Below are 20,220 nucleotides of genomic sequence, written 5' to 3'. Positions count from 1 at the left end.
CACTATTTATATTATTATTTAATATATTTATCTTGTAAAGATATTAAATAATAATATAAATGTCATTACGCATAAATCATTATACATTCTATATTAAAAATAAGAAACCCAACTTTTGTTGAGTTTCAAAATTAATTTTATATTATTGTACTGCAACTTCCTTTAATACTCCTTGAGAGGATTTTAAATAATTAAATAATCTATCAAATTTTTCATAGAATACTACTATTAAGTCGCCTTTTTGAGCAATATTCAAAGCTTCTCTTAGTGCTTCTAATTCATCTAAGACAACTTTTACATTGTTTTTTTCCTTAATAGTTTTTAACACTCCTCTCTCTAATATCTCAGCTACTTCTCTTTCTTTTCTTCCACGTTTGTCTTTATCTTCTTTTATAAACACTTTATCAAAATATTCTCCACATAGCTCTGCTATTTTAATAGAGGAACTATCCTCTCTATCTCCCGGAACTCCAATTACTCCAATTAAATTTCCAACTTTCATATCTACTAAAGATGATATTACAGATTTATAACCTTGGTAGTTATGGCCGTAATCTAAAATTACATTTACTCCATTAATCTCAAATTGATTAAACCTTCCTCTGTTTGTTTTTTCGTCACTTTTAAAACTCTCTAATCCTTTAGCTATAATACAATAGTCTACATTCATCGCTACCAATGCACCTACAGCTGCCATGGCATTACCTATATTATATTTTAACTTCCCATCTAATGATATTCCTATTTTATCAATCGCGCATATCTTATAAGTTTTATTATTATTTGTAACCATAAGATTGTTTTCATCTAAATAGATAGCAATCCCTCCATTAGATATATTTTCAATAATATATCTATTATCCTTATCAAAGGAGAAAAATACTTTCTTGCTCTTTATTCTAGACAATGCCTTCAAACTCCAGTAGTCATCTGCATTTATAACAGCATAGCCACCCTCTCTAATTTCTTCTACTACTAAGGATTTTACAAACATTAATTCCTCCATAGAATTAATACCATCCAAACCCAAATGATCTTCAGTTATATTAGTTATTATACCAACATCAGCAAAATCATAAGCTAGTCCTTTTCTTATTATTCCACCTCTAGCTGTCTCTAATACTGCTACTTCAACATCTTTATTTAAGAAAATTGTTTTTGCACTTTCTGCACCGGTATCATCGCCCGTATCTATACACTTATCTCCAACAAAGATTCCATCCGTTGATGTCATTCCAACCTTATATCCTATAAGATTGAAAATATAAGCAATTAATCTAGTAGTAGTAGTTTTACCGTTAGTACCTGTAACTGAAATAACTGGAATATTTTTAGGGTTATCATTATACAAAAGATTAACTATAGGTTTAGCTACATCAACTACTTTACCTTCAGTAGGATAGCAATGCATTCTTATACCTGGAGCTGCGTTTACCTCCATTACTATGCCAGTATCACCTAACGGCTTACTTATATCTTCTGTACATATATCTACTCCACATATATCTAATCCAACTGCTTTAGCCGCCCTAATGGCTATGTCTTTATTTTCTTCACAAATAATATCTGTACAATCTATTGCATATCCTCCCGTAGAAAGATTTGCATTCTCTCTAAGATATAATCTCTTATTTTTTTCAATTATACTATTTAAAGTTAAATTTTCTTTAATTAATAAAGATAAGAGTTGTTCATCAATTTTTATCTTTGTTAATGGTTTTTCATGATCTTCCCCTCTATTTGGATCTTTATTAGCATTGTATATAAGTTCCCTTACACTCCTCTTTCCATCCCCCTCTATAAAAGGCGGAACCCTAAGAGAAGCCGCAATCACTTTGCCATCAACAATTAATACTCTGTAATCTTTTCCGCATATATATTTCTCTAAAAGTATATCTTCAGTTTGTTCCTTTAGTCTTTTAAATGCATTTATAAGCTCTTTATCATCGTTAATATTTAATACTACACCCTTCCCCTTACTTCCATATTGTGGTTTTAGAACTAGAGGATATCTTAATTCTTTACTATAATTTATCAATTGCATTACACTACTAACTTTATATCCATTAGCCACAGGAATATATTGGTATTTAAGCAAAGTTTTAGTCAGTAATTTATCACACGCTATATCCGTAGCAACACAAGATGTATCGCTCCCTATAGTAGCTTCTATTATTCTACCAGCAGAGCCATATCCTATTTGATACATTCCACTTTCTCCTAGCTTCACAACTGGTAATCCAATTTTTCTAGCATAGTCACATATTGCTTTTGTACTTGGTCCTTCCGCTTCATCTTTAATCATATTCTTTATTAGGTCAAATCTTTGTGAGAATTTTATCGGCACCTGATTTATTAAAGAATTAATTAAGTCAATTGCTAGTTTAGCACATTCTAAAGCTACATTCTTATATTGATACTGAAATATTATATAGTAGTGATCTTCTTTAACTTCTCTAGCTTTACCATACGCAACATCTATATTAAGCATATTTTGAATAGCAATTATACAATGCTCACATATATGTGCTAAGTAAGTTCCTTCATTAAGACGTTTTACAAATCCGCTATCTTCGTCTATTCCACATCTATGTTTATAAAGTTCTGGTAATATTTTTAACAAATTAAAATTGAAATTAGGTATATCTTTGCTTGGAATTTCACAGTAACCTTCTAAATCTAAATCCATTCTAATGCATTTTTTATGAGAGTATATATTTTTCCCTTCATATACTCTTTGACTAACTATTTTCATTTCTAGTAATTTCCTCCTCAAAAGGTACTCTCTTTTGCAAATCAAATCTGTTTCCTGCAGTTAAAATATGCATCTTAACATTATACATACTTAAAATCTCTTCCTGATATTTTTCTGATACATTTGAAAAAGTTAAATCTGCACCATCAAGAAAATAAACCGCACCATTTCCAATAACCTTAATCTCATTTTTATCAACAACTATGGCTGTATCTTCATCTATTCCTATTCCCAAAGTTTCCGGATTTTGAGCTATACCTGCTAACAATCTTCCTATTCTACCTCTTTGTGCAAAATGTTGATCTATTATAACTTTTTTAATAAATCCAAAACCAGGCGCCATTTTTAAAGTGCATTTTCTTGGAGATTTTTCATCATCTCCTTTGACAATCATTGTGCTACTCATTATAGAGGCACCCGCTGATGTACCAACCAAAACGCATCCTTCTTGAAAAGCCTTGTTAAACTCGTCAAATAAAGGAGTACCTCCAACTAAACTTGTTATTCTAAGTTGGTCTCCTCCTGTGAAAAATATTATGGATGAATCCCTTACTATATTTAAATTATTTTCATCAAAAGAATCTTTTCTATTACTTACATCTAAAACTTTAAGATTTTTTACGCCTAGTTCAGAAAAAACTTTTTTATATTTATCCCATGCCTCTTTAGGATACTCTGTTGCTAAGGTTGCTATTGTTAAAGCTTTAGATTTATTTTTAAGTTCTAATGATACATTTTTTAATATTTCTTTTCTTCCTTCTTTATCTTCAGCTCCTCCTATAATTATTAGTTTTCCATCACAATAGTTATCCAAAAAAATCACCTCAAATCATGCATTTCTATTGTATCCATGAATTTACATAATTATTCATTATTTTATGTCTCAATCTTTAAGTGATTAGATAACATAAAAAGACTTAGCTAAACAGCCAAGTCTTCTTTCATAACATTTTATATTACAGCTCTTCCAGGAATCAGCAACTTACATCCAGGTTTTAAAGTTTCTTTCTCATCCAAGTCATTTAGTTTTACCAAATCCATAACTGTTGTTGAATATTTTTTAGCTAATGACCATAATGTATCTCCAGCTTGTATAACATATATTATTATACTAGCAACTTTTTTTTGAAGTTCATCTTCTACCATTTCTAGCGCAGAAACCCACTTCTTAGAAGCATTATATATTACCTTTCCCACTGTGGAAACTGTAGCTTTTATAGCTATAGTTGCACCTTCTATCGACGCTTGAATATTCTCAATAAAAGCATTAACTATACCTTTCATTTCTTTAAGTGCATTAGCAATATCTAGAGAAGTCTTAAAAGGTATCTCTCCCTTTATCTTAATAACCTCTTTCTCCATGCTATCAGTTTTATATATTACTTCTGCTTTTACAATTCCTTCAATTAAAATTTTCCCATCTGTAACCTCATTATTAGTTATTAGTACATTTCCTTTTGTAGATATTATACTCACAGGCTCTGGCATATCTTCAGTTAGTGTTATATTATCTTTAACTATAACTTCTCCCATTTCTTGCCCTTGCACTATACCTATCTTTGCCTCATCTGTACTTAATTCTATTTTAGTAGAAGGTGAATATGCATCCTTAATAAAATCTACTTCTTCTTTTTGTACTACTTTTAAATCTACTCTTGTAAGTACATTGAAGTCTACATTTCTTGTTTCACCTAAATCATCTTCTCTTATTTGTACGTCATTGCTTACCATATTAAAATCAGCATAAGCAATCATATCAGACGTAACTCCTATAACCTCTTCTTCTCTATTTATATATATATCATCTTCTAAAGTCACTAATTCTCTTCCATCAGCAGCTCTATATAATATATCAACTTTACAAAAACATGAGGTTCCAACTCTATCTTCATAAAGTTTAACGTCTTTTTTATGAATATTTATAGAAGCTTTCAATATTTTTCCTATTTGAGGTTTATCCATACCTACTACCAAAGTTCCTTTACCTGATATCTCAAGTTCTTTTTTTGCAGATATTTTATCAATAGTTTCTTTACTCTTTAATATTTGTACATCTTTTAATCCCGTAACATCTTTTAAAAAATCTAGGTGTGAATTTTTGTAACATTGACTCTTTATCATTAAATTTCCTTCTATAGCTACTTTTCTTTCATTGATTATCTTACCTTCAATATGTTCAATTATACAATTTGCTTCACAGGAAACTCTATGTTCTGAATCTAGCGCTTCAATATAGCTATTAAACCTATCGCTATAAGAAACACTATTTACAACTACCCCATCTTCTTCTCTTGCTAAATATAAAACTAGATATTCTATAGTTCCGTCAATTGAAATTTTATCTCCCATAGATTCTTTGCTATTTATTATAGTCTTTGCATCCACTGAAATAATCTCCTGGACATCCGGATGCGTATCTGGAATTAAAAACTCTCCTCTTAATGGTAATTCATTAGTATCTTCTCTAAGTAATTGCTCATACTCTACACTTTCTCTTATAACATCTATCTGTGACATCATATCCCTCCCATAAAATACAAAATACCTAATACTATTTATACTTTCTTTCCTATAATATATGAATACTTTATACCGTATTTAAAATAATTATTACGACATATTTAAACATATATTTTATTAATTTTGTCGAAACATATATAATATTAAGTTTTTTTCTCAAAAGTTATTGACATGGTAATTAAAATGTCGTATTATAAAAGAGGTTATTGACCATATAACCTCTCATAAATTCTCAATACCCTTTTATACCATAGTTGAAAGATGGAAACCCACCATCTTTCTTTTTTTTATACAATAAAAAAACTTCGATTTTTTTAATCGAAGTTTATCCTGCAAAGTATAATTGAACTGTCTTTGTCAAAACATCTGAATAACTATATGTCACTGTCCTTTGGGTGTCACTTTCTAATCTTACAACGAAAATACTAGGGTATACTCCTTCAAGTACTCCATTATTTACTAGGATCTTTTTTCTTCCACCGTTAGCCCTTAAGGTTACTTTTTCACCTACATGGCCTTCAAGGTCTCTTTTTATGGAAGCTAAGGTTCTATTCTTTTCCAAATTAAACACCCTCTTTCCATTATATATTTTACCTCAAAACCTCATAATTGTCAAATTAAAATTTTAATTTTATCACTATTTACTCCAACTTGTCAATCTAATTTTTAAATTCCAAAAATTTAATCTTATATTTTTTTATAATTTGTTGCTTAACATACAAATAAATTTTAATTTTACACTGGTATTTATTTATAATGTATACAGCAATATTTTAATTCTTAGTATGAGTTCTATAGTAGTATATCCATATAATTAATTATTATTTATATTTAGTAAATATTATTGATTTATCTATTTGAAACTTTTATTTATAAAAAATAAGAACTTCGATTTTTAAATCGAAGTTTATCCTCCAAAATACAATTGGACGGTTTTTGTTAATATATCTGAATAACTATATGTCACAGTCCTTTGTGCTCCAGTTTCTAGTCTAACGACAAAAATACTTGGATATACTCCTTCAAGTACTCCACTATCAACAAAAATTTTCTTTCTCCCTCCGTTAGCTTTTAATGTAACTTTTTCTCCAATGTGCGCTTCTAGATATTTCTTTATAGACGCAATCGTCGTATTTTTCTCCAACACTCACATCCTCCTTGTATTTTATTACTAGCAAAATTAGTTTTAAATATTTCTAATATTATACATAGGGTGATTTAGGATATCCTTCTCTGTATTTACCTCTTGTCTGTAATCCTCCTATCCCCTTTATACCGGTTATAGTATTTTCTATTACGTCAGTAATAGAAACTACCTTATCTATTCTTGTATAAGCTATTTTTTCGCATACAAATACAGGATCCAAACAATGAATCAATACTCGACTTGGTGAAGATGCAAAATTTGCTCCTGCATCTAATATACTTTCATAACAAGATTGGCAAGCACCTGCAAAAATCACTAATTCATCATAACTAGTATTAAAATTTCTAAGTGCCTTTACTGATTCAATATAGTATTTAGAATTCCTGTAGTTATTTAAATCTAAATAATCTTTTGAATTTTTTAATACACCATCATGCCCAGTTAATACCACTATATCTGGCTTTATTTCTTTCACCAGTTCTACTACCTGTATAGGCTGTTCTTTTTCAACTATCGCTTTTCCTACCGCATCAAGATTTAACTGTTTATATACTTTTAAACAATTTTCCATATAAACACTATCCCCATCTATGTGCAGAACTTTTCCAGGCCTCCCAAACATCAACTCTTTTTCTTGTATGATTTTGGGAGACTTTGTAATTCTATAAGCGCCATCTCTGGAGGTTATAGCCTTTTTTATTGCTTGATTGACCCTAGCATTAAGTATCTTGTCTTTCTCTCCTTGAAACTCGTCATTTACATGTTCTAAGTCATCGATAGATGCGTCAGCTATAATTCTTATATTTATGCCTTTTAAAACATAAACTACTCCGTCCTCATTTTCTTTTATATCAATTATTTTAAAAGTAATATCTTTTCCATATGACTTCCTAACTACAATATCACCTATTCCCATATTTATCTCCTCATAAATACTGATATATACTATAATATGCCGAAACCCATATTGTGTGCTTTATAATACAAAAGAATAGAGTAAGAGGTTCAGCTCTTACTCTTTGATAAATTATTCTTTTAAATTATACGCTTCTTTAAATTCATCAATAAATTTTAAATAATCATCTTTCTCTTTACCCAATGACTCTAGTTTATTACCAAAAGTAACTTGTCCCCAATTAACCTCATTATAATAATAACGATTAGCTAATCTCCAATATCTTTGCGGAAATAATAGATATGCATATATAATACTATATTCCTCTTCTTTAATCTTGGAAATAGAATCATACGCCTTAAGTATTTCCTTAGCATAATCCGCATTCCACCCAACCCTCTTTAGTACCTTTATCATAAAATTGGATATATCATATGATCTTACTTCTCTTTTACAATAATCAAAATCAATTATATTCACATTATTATCTTTGTCTAAAATTATATTGTGATAAGTATAGTCATGATGGCAAAAACTCTTTTCCTGTTCTGTAATATTACATATCTCTAAATAATTAGAGTTCTTCAATACTGAAAGCGCTCTTTTACCTAATTCTTTATAAAATTCTACAGTTTTAATATAATTTAAATCGAAAGTTCCTTTGTTACTTTTTTTCCTAGCCATGTCTCTCATTTTATCTAATGCCCTTATCCTTTTTTCCATAAGATTAGGCCATCTTCCTAAATCAGTTTTTAATTTACTGTTTTCTGGAGGATCATACCCCTTACTGATTTCATGTAGTCTTGCCAATTCTTTTGCTGCGATTATAACCTCATCTAATTTATGAAAATCACATTCCTTTCCCTCTATCCACTCAGATAAAGTATATATATCTTCATTAACTAGTGCATAAGGTTCTCCGTCAATATTCAAAAAATATCTATCTACATTTTGATAACCTTTATTAATAATATATTCCTTTGCACCATATACAAATAAAAGTTTTTGAATTCCATAATTAATTTTTTTTAAGCACTTTTCACCTTTATCTGTTTTTAGATGGTATATCCCTTTATTGGGTTTAATGCTTTCTATCCTTATACCAAACTGTCTTTCAATTTCTGATTCCCTCATCATACTTAATCACCCCCTAAATATTTATATGTGCTATCGCTAACAATTATTAACAATTATCAAAAGAAGTTAATATAATAAATTATAACTACTGCGAAAGGATTTAATAATGCATATTGGTATAGATGGTAGAGCTGCTAAATGGTATAGAGGTACTGGAATCGGCACATACACCTATCAACTAATATATAACCTAAATTTAGTTGACAAGATCAATGATTATTCACTCTTTCTTCCTAATAATTCAAATTTAGATAATCTTAATAGCAACTTTAAATTTATCAATACAGTTCATGATACCCAAGAAAACTTTTGGGAAGAGGTCTCTCTACCAAATATCCTTAAAGATGAAAATTTAGATATTTATCATGTCCCTCAAAATGGAGTAGGTTTACCAAATAATTTAGACAGTTCCTCAATAATTACCCTTCATGATATAATCCCTCTTAGAATGCCTGAAACAGTAAGTGATAGGTATCTAAGGATATTTAATAATGATATGAAAAAAATCATTGATGGAGTACAAGGAATTATTACTGTGTCTAACTTCTCAAAAGATGATATTTCTAAAGAATTTAATTATCCTAAAGATAAAATTTTTGTAACCCATTTAGCAGCTGAAAATATATATAAACCTATGGATAAAATTAAATGTAAAAAATTCTTAAGATCAAATTATTCAATAGATAGTAATTTCATATTATATGTTGGTGGTTTTAGCCCTAGAAAAAATATAACTGGTCTCATTGAAGCATTCTCATTACTAAAAGGCATATATACCCAAGATTTAAAACTTGTTATTGTTGGTAAACAAGGTATTTCTTACGAGAAATACAAAAATAGAGCCCTTGAACTTGGAATAGAAGATCAAGTTATCTTTCCTGGGTTTATCCCACTTGAACATATGCCTGTTTTTTATAATGCTTGTGAGACTCTAGTTTATCCTTCATTTTATGAAGGCTTTGGATTACCTCCACTTGAAGCAATGGCGTGTGGTACCCCTGTTATAGCCTCTAACTGCACTTCTATCCCTGAGATATTAGGAAACTCTGCACTTTTAATTAATCCTAAGGATGTATATGCGATTATGAATGCTATGTATAGCATATTAACAAATATAGATTTAAAGATAAAACTTACAGTTGAAGGCATTGAAAGAAACAAAATATATAATTGGAATAAAACTGCCTTAGACACACTATCAGCTTATAAATTTATAAATAAAATAAGATAATTATAAAGAGTGTATTATATATCTTAATGCCATATAAAATAAGAGTTTAATACTAAACTTTAAAGCTCCAATCCATGAAATTAAATATGGATTGGAGCTTCTTTAACACTTAATAAACACTATATATTATAATCCCCCCTTTACTTAGAACATATGTTTGCTATATAATATACTTAGCTTAATTTTTAGGAGTGATTTTTATGGATTTAATTAACAAACTTCGTATTTTATCGGATAGTGCTAAATATGATGTTTCATGTTCATCATCTGGATCTAGTAGGTCTAGTAAGAAAAATTATTTAGGAGATACCTCGAGCAGTGGAATTTGCCATAGCTTCACTCCTGATGGACGTTGTATATCCTTATTAAAAATCCTATTAACTAATTATTGTGTCTATGATTGTGCTTATTGTCAAAATAGAATGTCTAATGACTGTGAAAGAGCCGCTTTTACGCCTGAAGAAATATGTGATTTAACAATTAATTTTTATAAAAGAAATTACATAGAGGGTTTATTTTTAAGTTCAGGAATTTTAAAAAGTCCTAATTATACTATGGAATTGCTATTAAAAACCTTAAAATTATTACGTCAAGTTCATAAGTTTAATGGTTATATACATGTTAAGGCTATTCCCGGCTGTGATGAAGTATTGATTAAAGAATTAGGCAAATATGCAGATAGAATGAGCGTTAATATAGAACTTCCATCAGCTTCTTCATTAAAGCTTTTAGCTCCTCAAAAATCAAAAATCGACATACTTTCTCCTATGAAAACAATAGCTAAAGAAATAAATGAATTTAATTATAATAAACGAGTTTTTTCTCATTCTCCCACCTTTGTCCCTGGCGGTCAAAGCACCCAACTAATAGTGGGAGCAACTAACGAACATGATAAGGATATTCTTACTTTAAGCGAAAATTTATATAAAAACTACAAATTGAAGAGAGTCTATTATTCAGCTTACATACCAATTGTAAAAAACAATAAACTTCTCCCTTCAATATCAGTGCCTCCACTAATTAGAGAGCACAGACTATATCAAAGTGATTGGTTACTCCGTTATTATGGTTTTACAGCCTCTGAGCTGCTTAACGAAAAAAATCCTAGTCTTAATTTAAAACTTGATCCAAAAAGTTTTTGGGCGCTAAATAACATTGATTTATTTCCTATAGAAGTTAATAAAGCCCCCTATGAAACTTTACTTAGAATTCCTGGTATAGGACTAAAATCAGCTAAAAGAATAGTGATTTCTAGAAGAGTTCACTCGTTATCCTATGAAGATTTAAAGAGCCTCGGAGTTGTACTAAAACGCGCACAATATTTTATATTATGTAAGGGTAAGTACTTAGGTGATACCTATTTTGACCCTCTACTAATTGAAAATAAACTAACTGACAAAAAAATTAAAGTTTATAATAATTCAGAAGACTATACTCAACTAAGTTTTTTCTCTCAATTATCATTAAATAAACCAGAAGATAGAATTACCAGTATAAGTGGTAATCTATAGATAGGAGTTTTATGATTGTACTAATACATGACGGAAGTTTTAATGGATTTTTAACTTGCATATATGAATGTTACTATTCATACAAAAATACTTCTTTAATATTTTCTAAACATTCATTTGAAGAAAATTTATTATACGAAAAAAAATATATAGCTACAGATGATGTAAAAGCAAATAAGGTATATACCTCTCTACTAAAAAATACTGGAGAAGAGGTTGTAGAGAATATTTACTATGCTTATTTATCCGATACCAAAGACTGTTTCTCATTAGCTTTTAAATATATACAACTAGCTTTTAAATTAGGTTCTTTAATTAACCATCACGTTTATGATAGTAGGGTTAAAAACATATTAGCTCTTAGAAATAAGGTTTTGAAGGAAACTCATATGTTTGAAGGCTTTGTTAGATTTTCTTTGATTAACAACCAAATGTTATATTCATCTATTGAACCTGATCACAATATTTTAGAATTATTAAGTTATCATTTTACCAAAAGATTTTGTAATGAAAATTTTATAATACATGATATTAAAAGAGAATTAGCTTTAGTTTATAGTTCACTACAAAATGACTATGAAATCATCTCTATGTCAATAAATTATTATGATGCATTAAAAAATTATAAAGAAGATATAACACAATTATGGAAGACTTATTATAACTCGACCACAATATTATCTAGACAAAACTTGAGGCTTCAAAGTAACAAAATGCCTAAACGTTATTGGAAACATCTTTTAGAAACAAAATAAAACCAGTTAATTCTGGTTTTATTTTGTAATCTTTTTTTCTTCATATATTTTCAGAAAATCTTTTCTATCTGGTTCATCTGCTAATTTATTTTGAAACTTTGATAAAAAGGATTCATAACTCCAATTCTTTTTCTTATTGTAGTAATTGTATACCAAATTATAATAATCATTTGGAAAAATCATTATTGCATATAATACTTCTAATTCATCCTTTTCTATCTTCCATACTGAATCATAGGCATTTATTATTTCTATACTTTTATCAAAATCATATCCATAATTTTTTATAGATTTCATCAAAAAATTACATATATCATGAACTCTAATATCTACTAAAGAATATTCAAAATCTATAAAATAAGCTCTATCTTCTGACAGTATAATGTTATGATGTGCCAAATCATTATGACATAACACTATCTTACTTTCATCTCTACATAAATTTTCATAATTTGACTTTTCTATTCTCTTTATTGATTCATTTATATTCTCTATTTGTTCATCTATACTCTCTAGCAGAAGTTTATCGAAGGTATTCTTATATCCGTATTTACCTACTCTTTGTTTTATATCGAGTAAATTTTCTTTTGCTTCATTAAATTTATTAGGAAACTTCCCTAAGTTACTTTTCAAAATTTCTAAGTTACTGCCTTCAAGATACTTTAATATTCCTAGAGAAGATTTATGATATTGCGCTAGAGCTTTTGATGCTATTACTACATCTAAAGGATTTGAACAACAGCATTCCCTTCCCTCAATCAATTCCATAACACAATATATACCATCTTTCCATCTTACATAATAATTTCCATCCCCAGCTTTAACAAAGGTTAATATATCTGAATAACCATCCTTAATGTAATCTAAAGCTGCAGTTATAAATTTCATATCTTCTGTATTTTCTATTTTTTTTAATATTTTTTTGCCTTTATCAGTAATCAAAATATATACACTTCGTAAAGGTATTAAATCCTCAACCTTTAAATCAAATAATTCAAATAAGTCAGTGTCTAAATCATAATCACAAAGGTATTTTTCATCCGAATATCTAAGCTTGTTCATAAAATCACCCTTCTATAATAATGTAATACTATTATCAAATTCATAAGCCTTCATAAATTTATAATAGAAGGTTTCTTCGTTCCATTGTTTCTTCCCTTCTTTATATTTTTGCAGAGTTTTTAACGTCTCTAGCGGAAAAGAAATATAGCCATTTAAATATTTTTTAGAATTATCGTCTAAACCTTCTTGAGTCAATATAAATTCTATAGCTTCATTATAGTTAATAATCTTTATCCTTCTTTTAATTTTCAATAAAAACTTTCCATAATCACTTTCTACAAAATTATAGGCTATCCCCTTTAGATCATATATAATAATCCCCTTATTATAATTTAAATTTTTATCATCACAATAGCCTAACGTAATCTCTTTATTATCCATAGCTCTTCTAAATATAGACAAATACTCTGATTTCTCTATTTGAGTTACAGCTAAATTAGATAAATTCAAAATATTTTCAACTTTTTCTTCAATTTTTCCCGGGAAATATCCGACTTCTAAATACCTGTTTACTCTTTTTTGAAGAACCTTAATTTGTTCATAATCTTCTCCAATCGTACTTTGGATAGACGGTATAAAATTGCTAGGATATTCTCTCAAGATTTTGTGAATTTTATTAATAAGATTTAGTTGAAAGTATACCTCTCCCTCATTAAGTTGTTTGGCTATTACTTTTTCTTTATTCTTTAAAATGGTAATTCCTCTGTTTTTCAAGTACTCTTCTATGGTCAAAAATTTCATATATTTTCTCCACCATTCTCTAATTGCTTTATATCTTCAACAAATTCCTCTCTTTCTTCACAATCTTCTAGATATTTTTCTAGTTTATTCAGAAAAAAGTCCTCTTCCCAGGGTTGTTGCTCCCAATAATACTGTATTCCTAACTGCCAGTATTGTTGAGGAAATTTTATAAAAGAAGATATAATTTTGCTATCACCTTTTTCTAAAGAATTAATACTCGAATAGCTAGCTAATATTTCTTTCACTTTATTTTTACTCCACTTTCCATTTTTCATAGACCTTATAATTAATGACGAGAGGTCGTGCAGGTTAGTATCTAGAATTGAGTAATCGAAATCAATAACATATAATTCTTCATCATATGCCCTAAGAACATTATGATGGGCATAGTCATGATGGCAAAATCCCCTTTTAATAACTTCTTTATTCATCCTATTTATATAATTAGAACACTTTAAACCATCTATAGTTTTTTCTATTATTGTTAGCTGATTCTGCATAGTTTCTAGATATAGCTTATCAAAATCGCTTTTGTATGCTTTTTGGTAGATACGATTCCTGAAATCTAATATTTCTTTTCCTCTTACATTAAAATTTTCTATCCATTTAAACCAGTATATTCTTGGTTTCATATCTTGATCTATTGTGAAACCTTGACTACATAAATGAAGTTCTGCAAGTTTTTTAGCTACCTCTAATAATTCATGAATATTATCGTAATTACTTTCGCGTGATTGTATCCATGGAGATAAATAGCAGTACTTGTTATCATACTCTATATAATCCATCCCCAATTTAGTTTTAAGTATAGGAGGAATGTTCTTAAAACCTTTTTTTTGAAGATGTAATATAGCAGATAAAATAAATTTAAAGTGAGAATAACTGTAATTAATTGTTTTTAAGCAATATTCTCTATCATCACCTTTTACAATATATATATTTTTTTTCTTAACGATATCCTTTACCTCTATATCGTATTTTTCATTTAAGAAATCTTTTAGATTACTTAGTCCCATTAAGTTCCTCCTCTGATTAATCCTCATTTATTATATGAGAATAATTATTCATGTGTGAATTATTCACCATTGGAAAAATATATCATATTTATATATTATAAACATTGTACTGGGGGAGTAGTATGAAGATTTGCGTAGATGCTAGAGGGTTAAACTGGTATAAAGGAACTGGTATAGGCACCTATACTTATAATTTATTAGTAAATATGATCAACTTAAATAGAGAAGATTTTTACCATATATTTTGGTCTGGTGGAGACTACGATTCTTTTCATAATGATAAAACAAAAATATTAATGGCTTCTAAAAAACATCAAAGATTTTTTGAATCTTACTATATACCCTCATTTGTAAAAAAAGAGCTTATAGATATTTATCATATTCCTCAAAACGGAATTGGATTAGAAGAGAATATAGATTGCAAAAAAGTCGTTACTATTCATGATCTTATACCTTATATATTACCTGAAACTGTAGGTAAAGGTTACTTGAAAAAGTTCTTAACAACAATGCCCAAAATAATGGATAACTCTCATGGTATATTAACAGTTTCAAATTACTCTAAAAAGGATATTTTAAGATTTTTTCCTGAAATTGATAAGGATGATGTTTTTGTTACTCCTCTAGCTGCTAATGAAAATTACAGACCTTTAAATAAGGATATTTGCAAAAAACATGTTCAAGAGAAGTATGGTATAAATACTCCTTTTTTCTTATATCTAGGAGGATTTAGTTCAAGAAAAAATGTCAAAGGACTAATTTTAGCATTTGAAAAAGCTTTTAGAAGCTTTCCTAAAGAAAGAAGCCTATTGATTATTGGTTCATTGAGAGAAGAAGGAGAAAAATTAAAACAATTAGTTCAAGATAAGTCTTTACAAAAAAATATTGTATTTGGTGGTTTTTGTGAAAACTCTGATCTTCCTGTATTATATAATGCGTGTGAAGCTTTTGTTTATCCATCCCTTTATGAAGGGTTTGGACTTCCCCCACTAGAGGCAATGAGTTGTGCAACTCCTGTTATAACCTCAAATATAACATCAATCCCTGAAGTAGTAGGTGATAATGGTTTATTGATAAATCCACTTGATATATTGGATATATCAAATGCCTTAGTCAAAATATCTGAAGATTCAAACCTTAGTGAAGATTTAAGTATAAAAGGTCTTGAAAGAAGTAAATATTATTCTTGGGAGAATACAGCCAAAGAAACTCTAAAAGCTTACAATAAAATCAATGAAAAATACTTGTTTGAATAAAAAGATATCTCAAAATACTTTAAATAGTTATTTTGAGATATCTTTCTACTTCTACTTTCTAACATCTAATATATCATCTATTCTATCATAATCTGTTGTATCTGGAACTCTATTAACAATATTAGTCATTATGGATAACACTTTTTGATTATTAATTTCTTCAAACTCCTTATCTACAACTATATTATTATAAAAAGCTCTCGAGCTTGGGAAAAATCCTTCATTGTTTAAAGTATCCACGCTAATAAGATTTTGATTGTCTATTAAGAATCTTAAAAATCTATTAGCAACCTCTTGCCTTTCATACTCACTCTTCAACGCAACAATATTATCTCCATCAAAGGAAACAGCTCTATTACCTCCGACTACAATAGCTGGAATCATTATAGCTTTTAAGGAGTTTTTTAAGTTATTGTTAATAATATTTTTATAATTATTTTTATCAGCGATATACCCTAGTGGAGTTTCTTTTCCCATTAAATTATCATCTTTAATTATATTAGTTATTTCTTCCGCTTGATTTATATTACCACCTTGATAAATAATAATCTTTTCTATCTCCTCAATAGTAGTTAAATCATATGAAAATAAACTTATTTCATTGTTAGATTTACTATCTATATATTTATATAAATCTATTAATTCATTCCAACTTCTTATATCTTCTGATTTATATCCATATTGGTTCAATATATCTTCTCTAATAATTAAAAATTGAGGATTGCTCTGTATTGGTATACCTAAGTAATGTTCACCTTTTTTCACCTCATTTAATCTCCATAAATTAAAGTTCTTACTGTAACTATCTATTATGTTATCTTGATAGCTTATATTTTCTAAAGAATCATCATTTATACTTCTCAATGTTTTAGAATCTAACATCATAAGATTTATTTCATTTTCAACATTTGATGCTTTATTTAAATATTCTATCATTTCATCTTTATTATGTTTGGTAACATTAATTTTACTCTTCTTATTTGCACTCATAAACTTTTCTGCTGAGTCTTTTAAGTAAACATAATTTTCTTCGTCAGTTATAACCTCAATACTCCCAACTAACTCCTTATTATTAATAATTTTAAACACTTTATACATAGATAAAACAAGTAGAGTAATCATAATTAATACTATTATATTTTTCTTTAAATTTCTCATAAATAAACTCCTTAAAGCGAACTTACTATAAACTTAACACAAAAATCTTAATATATCAAACCTATCCATTTTCAATTGAAAATGATTATTCTTTTGCAATATGTAGAATTATATTTTATAATTATTAATGGATTTATATAGAAAATAAGGAGGGTAAAATGTATAATGCACATTGATAACTTAAAATATTTTTACGATATTGCAACCACTAAAAATATATCATTTGTGGCAAAAAAATCTCATATATCACAATCAGCATTGTCACAGCAACTTATTAAGCTTGAAGATAAACTTGATACCAAACTTCTAGAAAGAAGCAATAAAGGAGTTAATTTAACCCCTGAAGGTGAAATAGCACTAAAGTATACTAAAACAATCCTCACAAGCTACAGTAGAATGTTAGAAGAACTAAATGCTTATAAAAACAATAAAAAGACAGTAAATATCTATTCTCTTTCCTACGTAAAAAACTTTATTCTACCAGGTTTTATAGGAGACTTCAAAAAAAACTTCAAAAATTATAAAATAAATTTATCTTCTATAGAAACACCATTTAATGAGGAGTCCTTAAACTCAAGTTCATTCGACATAATAATTAGTAGTGAAAAATTTCTAAGAGAAGATATAGTATGCCAAAAGCTTTTTGATGATGAGTTTGTAGCCATAGCATCCCCTAAGTTTAATATTAAAGATGAGTATTCTATAGAAGAAATTCTTACTCTTCCTATAATAATAGTTAATAATAATACAAATATATCAAAATACGTTGAAGATAAACTATCTTCTTTTAACTCAAATAGTGATTCATTAAATGTTCTTTTTACTACTGACTCACCACTCACTGCTTTAAATGCATTACTTTTTAATGAAGCCATATCTTTTGCTCCTAAAACAGTTGCACAATTATATACTAAAGATCACAATCTTAAAGAGGTGAAAATAAGCAACTTTACACTTTCTTATTCCATGTACCTATTAGTAAACAGATCGTTTTACATGGATGAAAAAGCATTTATTGATACTCTCAAGAAAAAAATAAAAGGGTTCTTAAAATAAGAGCCCTTTTCTAATCTAATAATTTCTCATAAGTAATCCTTTTATAACTTCTATTAATACATCTTTATACTCGTTATCAGGCAATTTATTTATTCTCTTAAATGCCTTATTAGTATATTTTAGTGCTAGTTCTTTTGCCTTTTCTACCCCTTTATTTTCTCTTACCAATTTAATTATTTCATACACATCTTTGTCATCAAATGTTTCTTTTTTCATATACGGTTCTATTTTTTTCTTATCGTTTCTAAATGCTATTATAAATGGCAGGGTAAATATACCTTGTTTTATATCATTCATTGCAGATTTTTTAATGCTTTCATCAGTTCCTGTATAGTCTAAAATATCATCTATTATTTGAAACGCCATTCCAATATTGTGACCTATATTCCAAAACTCTCTACATAGTTTTTCAGAGCAATTACTTTCTGCAGCTCCTATATACATAGAAAGTGAAAATAATTCTGCTGTTTTTCCAGATATTCTAGATAAATAATTTTTAACCGATAATTTTTCACTGAATTTAGAATTAAGTTGCTCTATTTCTCCAAGACATATTCTAGACATGGCTTTAGAATCTATCTTTATACTTTGTAAAGATCCTTCTGATGCTAGCAATCTAAAACAGGCACAAAATAGATAATCTCCAATATAAACTGCATAATCTTTACCGTATTTTGATTGGATTGTCTCACTACCTCTTCTGACCTTTGCATCATCTATAATATCGTCATGAACTAAGGTAGCCATATGTAACATTTCTACTACAGATGCTAATGCTCTTACCTTTCCTTCATTACTTTCTCCCCATTTAGAGCTTATTATAACAAAAGCAGGTCTTAGCATTTTCCCACCTGATTCTATAAGTTCAATGATAGATTTTTCTATAAACTTATCTTTACATTTTGCATTTTTCTTCATGAGTTTTACTACTTCTTCTAACTCATTTTTAATATATATATTACTATCCCACATTTTATCCATATAATCGCCTCAACTTTTAAGATATTTTACCAAAATACGGAAGTTTAGACATGTGCTTTAAGGCATAGTTCGCAGTCAGTCCAATAAAAAATCCAGTAAGAATTCCTACTAAAGATAATACTGGTAAATATAGCATAACCCCTATATTCTTAACTATCCAAGACGCTATTAAAAGTTGCCCAACATTGTGAAAAACAGCACCAGCGCAACTTACCCCTATAATGCTTACTTTGTCTGCTCCAATTTTTTTTACTATTATCATTATTAAAAAACTTAGCAAGGCTCCAGAAAATGAATACATAAAAGAGGATAGGTTTCCTCCAAACATTGTTGCTAAAGCTAGCCTTAATATAATAATATAAAATACATCTCTTTTTTTATCTAGTGTATATAATGCAATTACCGTTATTAAATTTGCTAATCCAAGTTTAGCTCCTGGAGTTGCGAAAGGAACCGGAATCATATTTTCAAATATATGTAATACTAATGCTTGAGCAACCAATAATGACATATATACTAGTTTGGTCGTTTTTCTCATATAAATTCACCTCTAATATGAAAGAATCACTCCATCATCTGAAGTATCTCCTTTAATTTCTACCAACACTCTATGAGGTAAACATACTAAACGTTCGCCTACCTTATCTATATAGCCTGGTTTCTCACAGACTTTATCAGGGCAATCTGCCTCAATAATTGCGATCGTATCATCTTTAACTGAAACTATATTAATTCCCGATTCAGTTTTTATTTCTATTATTTCTTCCCCTTTGTGGGCTGATAAAGGTATATTTTTATAAACCTTTCCATTTACAGTAATTTGAGCATATTTACTATTGTAATTTTTATTCAAAACCACACCAAAAATTACCTCTGGAATAAAAGATAGCACTACAAGTAGAATAATAATTACTATATCCCACTTTTTAATCATATCATTTCTTCTCCAATCTCTAATCTTTTTCTTAAACTGTATAAATAATCATAAGGTAGAGTGAA

General features: G+C 28.4%; 19 protein-coding genes. 5 read left to right on the top strand and 14 right to left on the bottom strand.

The features are described 5' to 3' along the window. Positions 1 to 142: 142 nt before the first annotated feature. The 7 genes from cphA to B3N22_RS17555 form a co-directional block, all read right to left on the bottom strand. The gene (gene cphA / locus B3N22_RS17585) at positions 143 to 2,755 is read right to left on the bottom strand and encodes a cyanophycin synthetase (protein WP_286909082.1); all 2,613 of its coding nucleotides are present in this window, start codon (positions 2,753 to 2,755) and stop codon (positions 143 to 145) included. Next, the gene (locus B3N22_RS17580; protein WP_073022528.1) at positions 2,742 to 3,569 is read right to left on the bottom strand and encodes a cyanophycinase; all 828 of its coding nucleotides are present in this window, start codon (positions 3,567 to 3,569) and stop codon (positions 2,742 to 2,744) included. Before B3N22_RS17580 ends, cphA begins: the two co-directional genes overlap by 14 nt. Before the next feature lie 137 nt (positions 3,570 to 3,706). Then, positions 3,707 to 5,272: a DUF3794 and LysM peptidoglycan-binding domain-containing protein gene (locus tag B3N22_RS17575; RefSeq protein WP_286909080.1), complete on the bottom strand. Its 1,566-nt coding sequence runs from the start codon at positions 5,270 to 5,272 to the stop codon at positions 3,707 to 3,709. 328 nt (positions 5,273 to 5,600) lie between these two features. Continuing rightward, on the bottom strand, positions 5,601 to 5,837 hold the full coding sequence (locus B3N22_RS17570) for a Veg family protein (RefSeq protein ID WP_021800455.1): 237 nt from the start codon (positions 5,835 to 5,837) through the stop codon (positions 5,601 to 5,603). A gap of 345 nt (positions 5,838 to 6,182) precedes the next feature. Next, a complete protein-coding gene (locus B3N22_RS17565; protein ID WP_073022563.1) occupies positions 6,183 to 6,419 on the bottom strand; it encodes a Veg family protein in 237 nt (78 codons plus the stop codon). A gap of 58 nt (positions 6,420 to 6,477) precedes the next feature. Continuing rightward, entirely contained in the window at positions 6,478 to 7,338 is an 861-nt protein-coding gene (gene yabG, locus B3N22_RS17560) for a sporulation peptidase YabG (RefSeq protein ID WP_073022530.1), read from the bottom strand. Between the two features lie 111 nt (positions 7,339 to 7,449). Beyond that, on the bottom strand, positions 7,450 to 8,454 hold the full coding sequence (locus B3N22_RS17555; protein ID WP_286909077.1) for a CotS family spore coat protein: 1,005 nt from the start codon (positions 8,452 to 8,454) through the stop codon (positions 7,450 to 7,452). 106 nt (positions 8,455 to 8,560) lie between these two features. Between B3N22_RS17555 and B3N22_RS17550 the strand changes: the two genes are divergently transcribed. The 3 genes from B3N22_RS17550 (at position 8,561) to B3N22_RS17540 (ending at position 11,951) form a co-directional block, all read left to right on the top strand. Further along, positions 8,561 to 9,685 (top strand): glycosyltransferase family 4 protein, encoded by a 1,125-nt coding sequence (locus B3N22_RS17550; protein WP_073022532.1) that lies wholly within the window; start codon positions 8,561 to 8,563, stop codon positions 9,683 to 9,685. 200 nt (positions 9,686 to 9,885) lie between these two features. Continuing rightward, complete coding sequence (locus tag B3N22_RS17545; RefSeq protein WP_286909074.1) at positions 9,886 to 11,196, top strand: putative DNA modification/repair radical SAM protein; 1,311 nt, start codon at positions 9,886 to 9,888, stop codon at positions 11,194 to 11,196. A gap of 11 nt (positions 11,197 to 11,207) precedes the next feature. Next, positions 11,208 to 11,951, top strand: coding sequence for a TIGR03915 family putative DNA repair protein (locus B3N22_RS17540; protein ID WP_286909072.1), 744 nt, complete (start codon positions 11,208 to 11,210; stop codon positions 11,949 to 11,951). A gap of 18 nt (positions 11,952 to 11,969) precedes the next feature. Here the strand turns inward: B3N22_RS17540 and B3N22_RS17535 are convergent, their stop codons facing one another. The 3 genes from B3N22_RS17535 to B3N22_RS17525 are packed head-to-tail and all read right to left on the bottom strand — an operon-like array spanning position 11,970 to position 14,770. Further along, positions 11,970 to 13,013 (bottom strand): CotS family spore coat protein, encoded by a 1,044-nt coding sequence (locus B3N22_RS17535; protein ID WP_286909070.1) that lies wholly within the window; start codon positions 13,011 to 13,013, stop codon positions 11,970 to 11,972. A 12-nt stretch (positions 13,014 to 13,025) separates the two neighbouring features. Further along, positions 13,026 to 13,754: a hypothetical protein gene (locus B3N22_RS17530; RefSeq protein ID WP_286909068.1), complete on the bottom strand. Its 729-nt coding sequence runs from the start codon at positions 13,752 to 13,754 to the stop codon at positions 13,026 to 13,028. After that, positions 13,751 to 14,770: a CotS family spore coat protein gene (locus B3N22_RS17525; RefSeq protein WP_286909066.1), complete on the bottom strand. Its 1,020-nt coding sequence runs from the start codon at positions 14,768 to 14,770 to the stop codon at positions 13,751 to 13,753. Before B3N22_RS17525 ends, B3N22_RS17530 begins: the two co-directional genes overlap by 4 nt. Before the next feature lie 122 nt (positions 14,771 to 14,892). Here B3N22_RS17525 and B3N22_RS17520 point away from each other — a divergent pair, with 122 nt between their 5' ends. Continuing rightward, complete coding sequence (locus B3N22_RS17520) at positions 14,893 to 16,026, top strand: glycosyltransferase family 4 protein (RefSeq protein ID WP_286909064.1); 1,134 nt, start codon at positions 14,893 to 14,895, stop codon at positions 16,024 to 16,026. A gap of 51 nt (positions 16,027 to 16,077) precedes the next feature. Here B3N22_RS17520 and B3N22_RS17515 read toward each other — a convergent pair whose 3' ends face one another. Next, a complete protein-coding gene (locus tag B3N22_RS17515; RefSeq protein WP_286909061.1) occupies positions 16,078 to 17,184 on the bottom strand; it encodes an extracellular solute-binding protein in 1,107 nt (368 codons plus the stop codon). A gap of 165 nt (positions 17,185 to 17,349) precedes the next feature. Between B3N22_RS17515 and B3N22_RS17510 the strand changes: the two genes are divergently transcribed. Further along, positions 17,350 to 18,240 (top strand): LysR family transcriptional regulator, encoded by an 891-nt coding sequence (locus B3N22_RS17510; RefSeq protein WP_286909059.1) that lies wholly within the window; start codon positions 17,350 to 17,352, stop codon positions 18,238 to 18,240. A gap of 15 nt (positions 18,241 to 18,255) precedes the next feature. On the opposite strand, the gene B3N22_RS17505 is transcribed toward B3N22_RS17510, so the two are convergent. Genes B3N22_RS17505 through B3N22_RS17495 form a run of 3 tightly spaced genes read right to left on the bottom strand, consistent with a single transcriptional unit; the run spans position 18,256 to position 20,155 of the window. Next, a complete protein-coding gene (locus B3N22_RS17505; RefSeq protein WP_286909057.1) occupies positions 18,256 to 19,221 on the bottom strand; it encodes a polyprenyl synthetase family protein in 966 nt (321 codons plus the stop codon). A gap of 16 nt (positions 19,222 to 19,237) precedes the next feature. Beyond that, positions 19,238 to 19,759: a Gx transporter family protein gene (locus B3N22_RS17500; RefSeq protein ID WP_073022542.1), complete on the bottom strand. Its 522-nt coding sequence runs from the start codon at positions 19,757 to 19,759 to the stop codon at positions 19,238 to 19,240. 12 nt (positions 19,760 to 19,771) lie between these two features. Continuing rightward, on the bottom strand, positions 19,772 to 20,155 hold the full coding sequence (locus B3N22_RS17495) for a NusG domain II-containing protein (RefSeq protein ID WP_286909055.1): 384 nt from the start codon (positions 20,153 to 20,155) through the stop codon (positions 19,772 to 19,774). Positions 20,156 to 20,220 lie beyond the last annotated feature (65 nt).

Source organism: Clostridium sp. UBA1652 (assembly GCF_002320975.1).
Classification (GTDB): Bacteria; Bacillota; Clostridia; order Clostridiales; family Clostridiaceae; genus Clostridium_T; species Clostridium_T intestinale.
Note: the sequence above shows the minus strand (reverse complement) of the source record. Positions and strands in the feature narration are given on the sequence as shown.

Coding starts and splice junctions, on each gene's coding strand:
- B3N22_RS17495 (WP_286909055.1), bottom strand. CDS start 20,155: ATGATTAAAAAGTGGGATATAGTAATTATTATTCTACTTGTAGTGCTA.
- cphA (WP_286909082.1), bottom strand. CDS start 2,755: ATGAAAATAGTTAGTCAAAGAGTATATGAAGGGAAAAATATATACTCT.
- B3N22_RS17515 (WP_286909061.1), bottom strand. CDS start 17,184: ATGAGAAATTTAAAGAAAAATATAATAGTATTAATTATGATTACTCTA.
- B3N22_RS17500 (WP_073022542.1), bottom strand. CDS start 19,759: ATGAGAAAAACGACCAAACTAGTATATATGTCATTATTGGTTGCTCAA.
- B3N22_RS17550 (WP_073022532.1), top strand. CDS start 8,561: ATGCATATTGGTATAGATGGTAGAGCTGCTAAATGGTATAGAGGTACT.
- B3N22_RS17575 (WP_286909080.1), bottom strand. CDS start 5,272: ATGTCACAGATAGATGTTATAAGAGAAAGTGTAGAGTATGAGCAATTA.
- B3N22_RS17540 (WP_286909072.1), top strand. CDS start 11,208: ATGATTGTACTAATACATGACGGAAGTTTTAATGGATTTTTAACTTGC.
- B3N22_RS17545 (WP_286909074.1), top strand. CDS start 9,886: ATGGATTTAATTAACAAACTTCGTATTTTATCGGATAGTGCTAAATAT.
- yabG (WP_073022530.1), bottom strand. CDS start 7,338: ATGGGAATAGGTGATATTGTAGTTAGGAAGTCATATGGAAAAGATATT.
- B3N22_RS17535 (WP_286909070.1), bottom strand. CDS start 13,013: ATGAACAAGCTTAGATATTCGGATGAAAAATACCTTTGTGATTATGAT.
- B3N22_RS17530 (WP_286909068.1), bottom strand. CDS start 13,754: ATGAAATTTTTGACCATAGAAGAGTACTTGAAAAACAGAGGAATTACC.
- B3N22_RS17520 (WP_286909064.1), top strand. CDS start 14,893: ATGAAGATTTGCGTAGATGCTAGAGGGTTAAACTGGTATAAAGGAACT.
- B3N22_RS17510 (WP_286909059.1), top strand. CDS start 17,350: ATGCACATTGATAACTTAAAATATTTTTACGATATTGCAACCACTAAA.
- B3N22_RS17555 (WP_286909077.1), bottom strand. CDS start 8,454: ATGATGAGGGAATCAGAAATTGAAAGACAGTTTGGTATAAGGATAGAA.
- B3N22_RS17525 (WP_286909066.1), bottom strand. CDS start 14,770: ATGGGACTAAGTAATCTAAAAGATTTCTTAAATGAAAAATACGATATA.
- B3N22_RS17505 (WP_286909057.1), bottom strand. CDS start 19,221: ATGGATAAAATGTGGGATAGTAATATATATATTAAAAATGAGTTAGAA.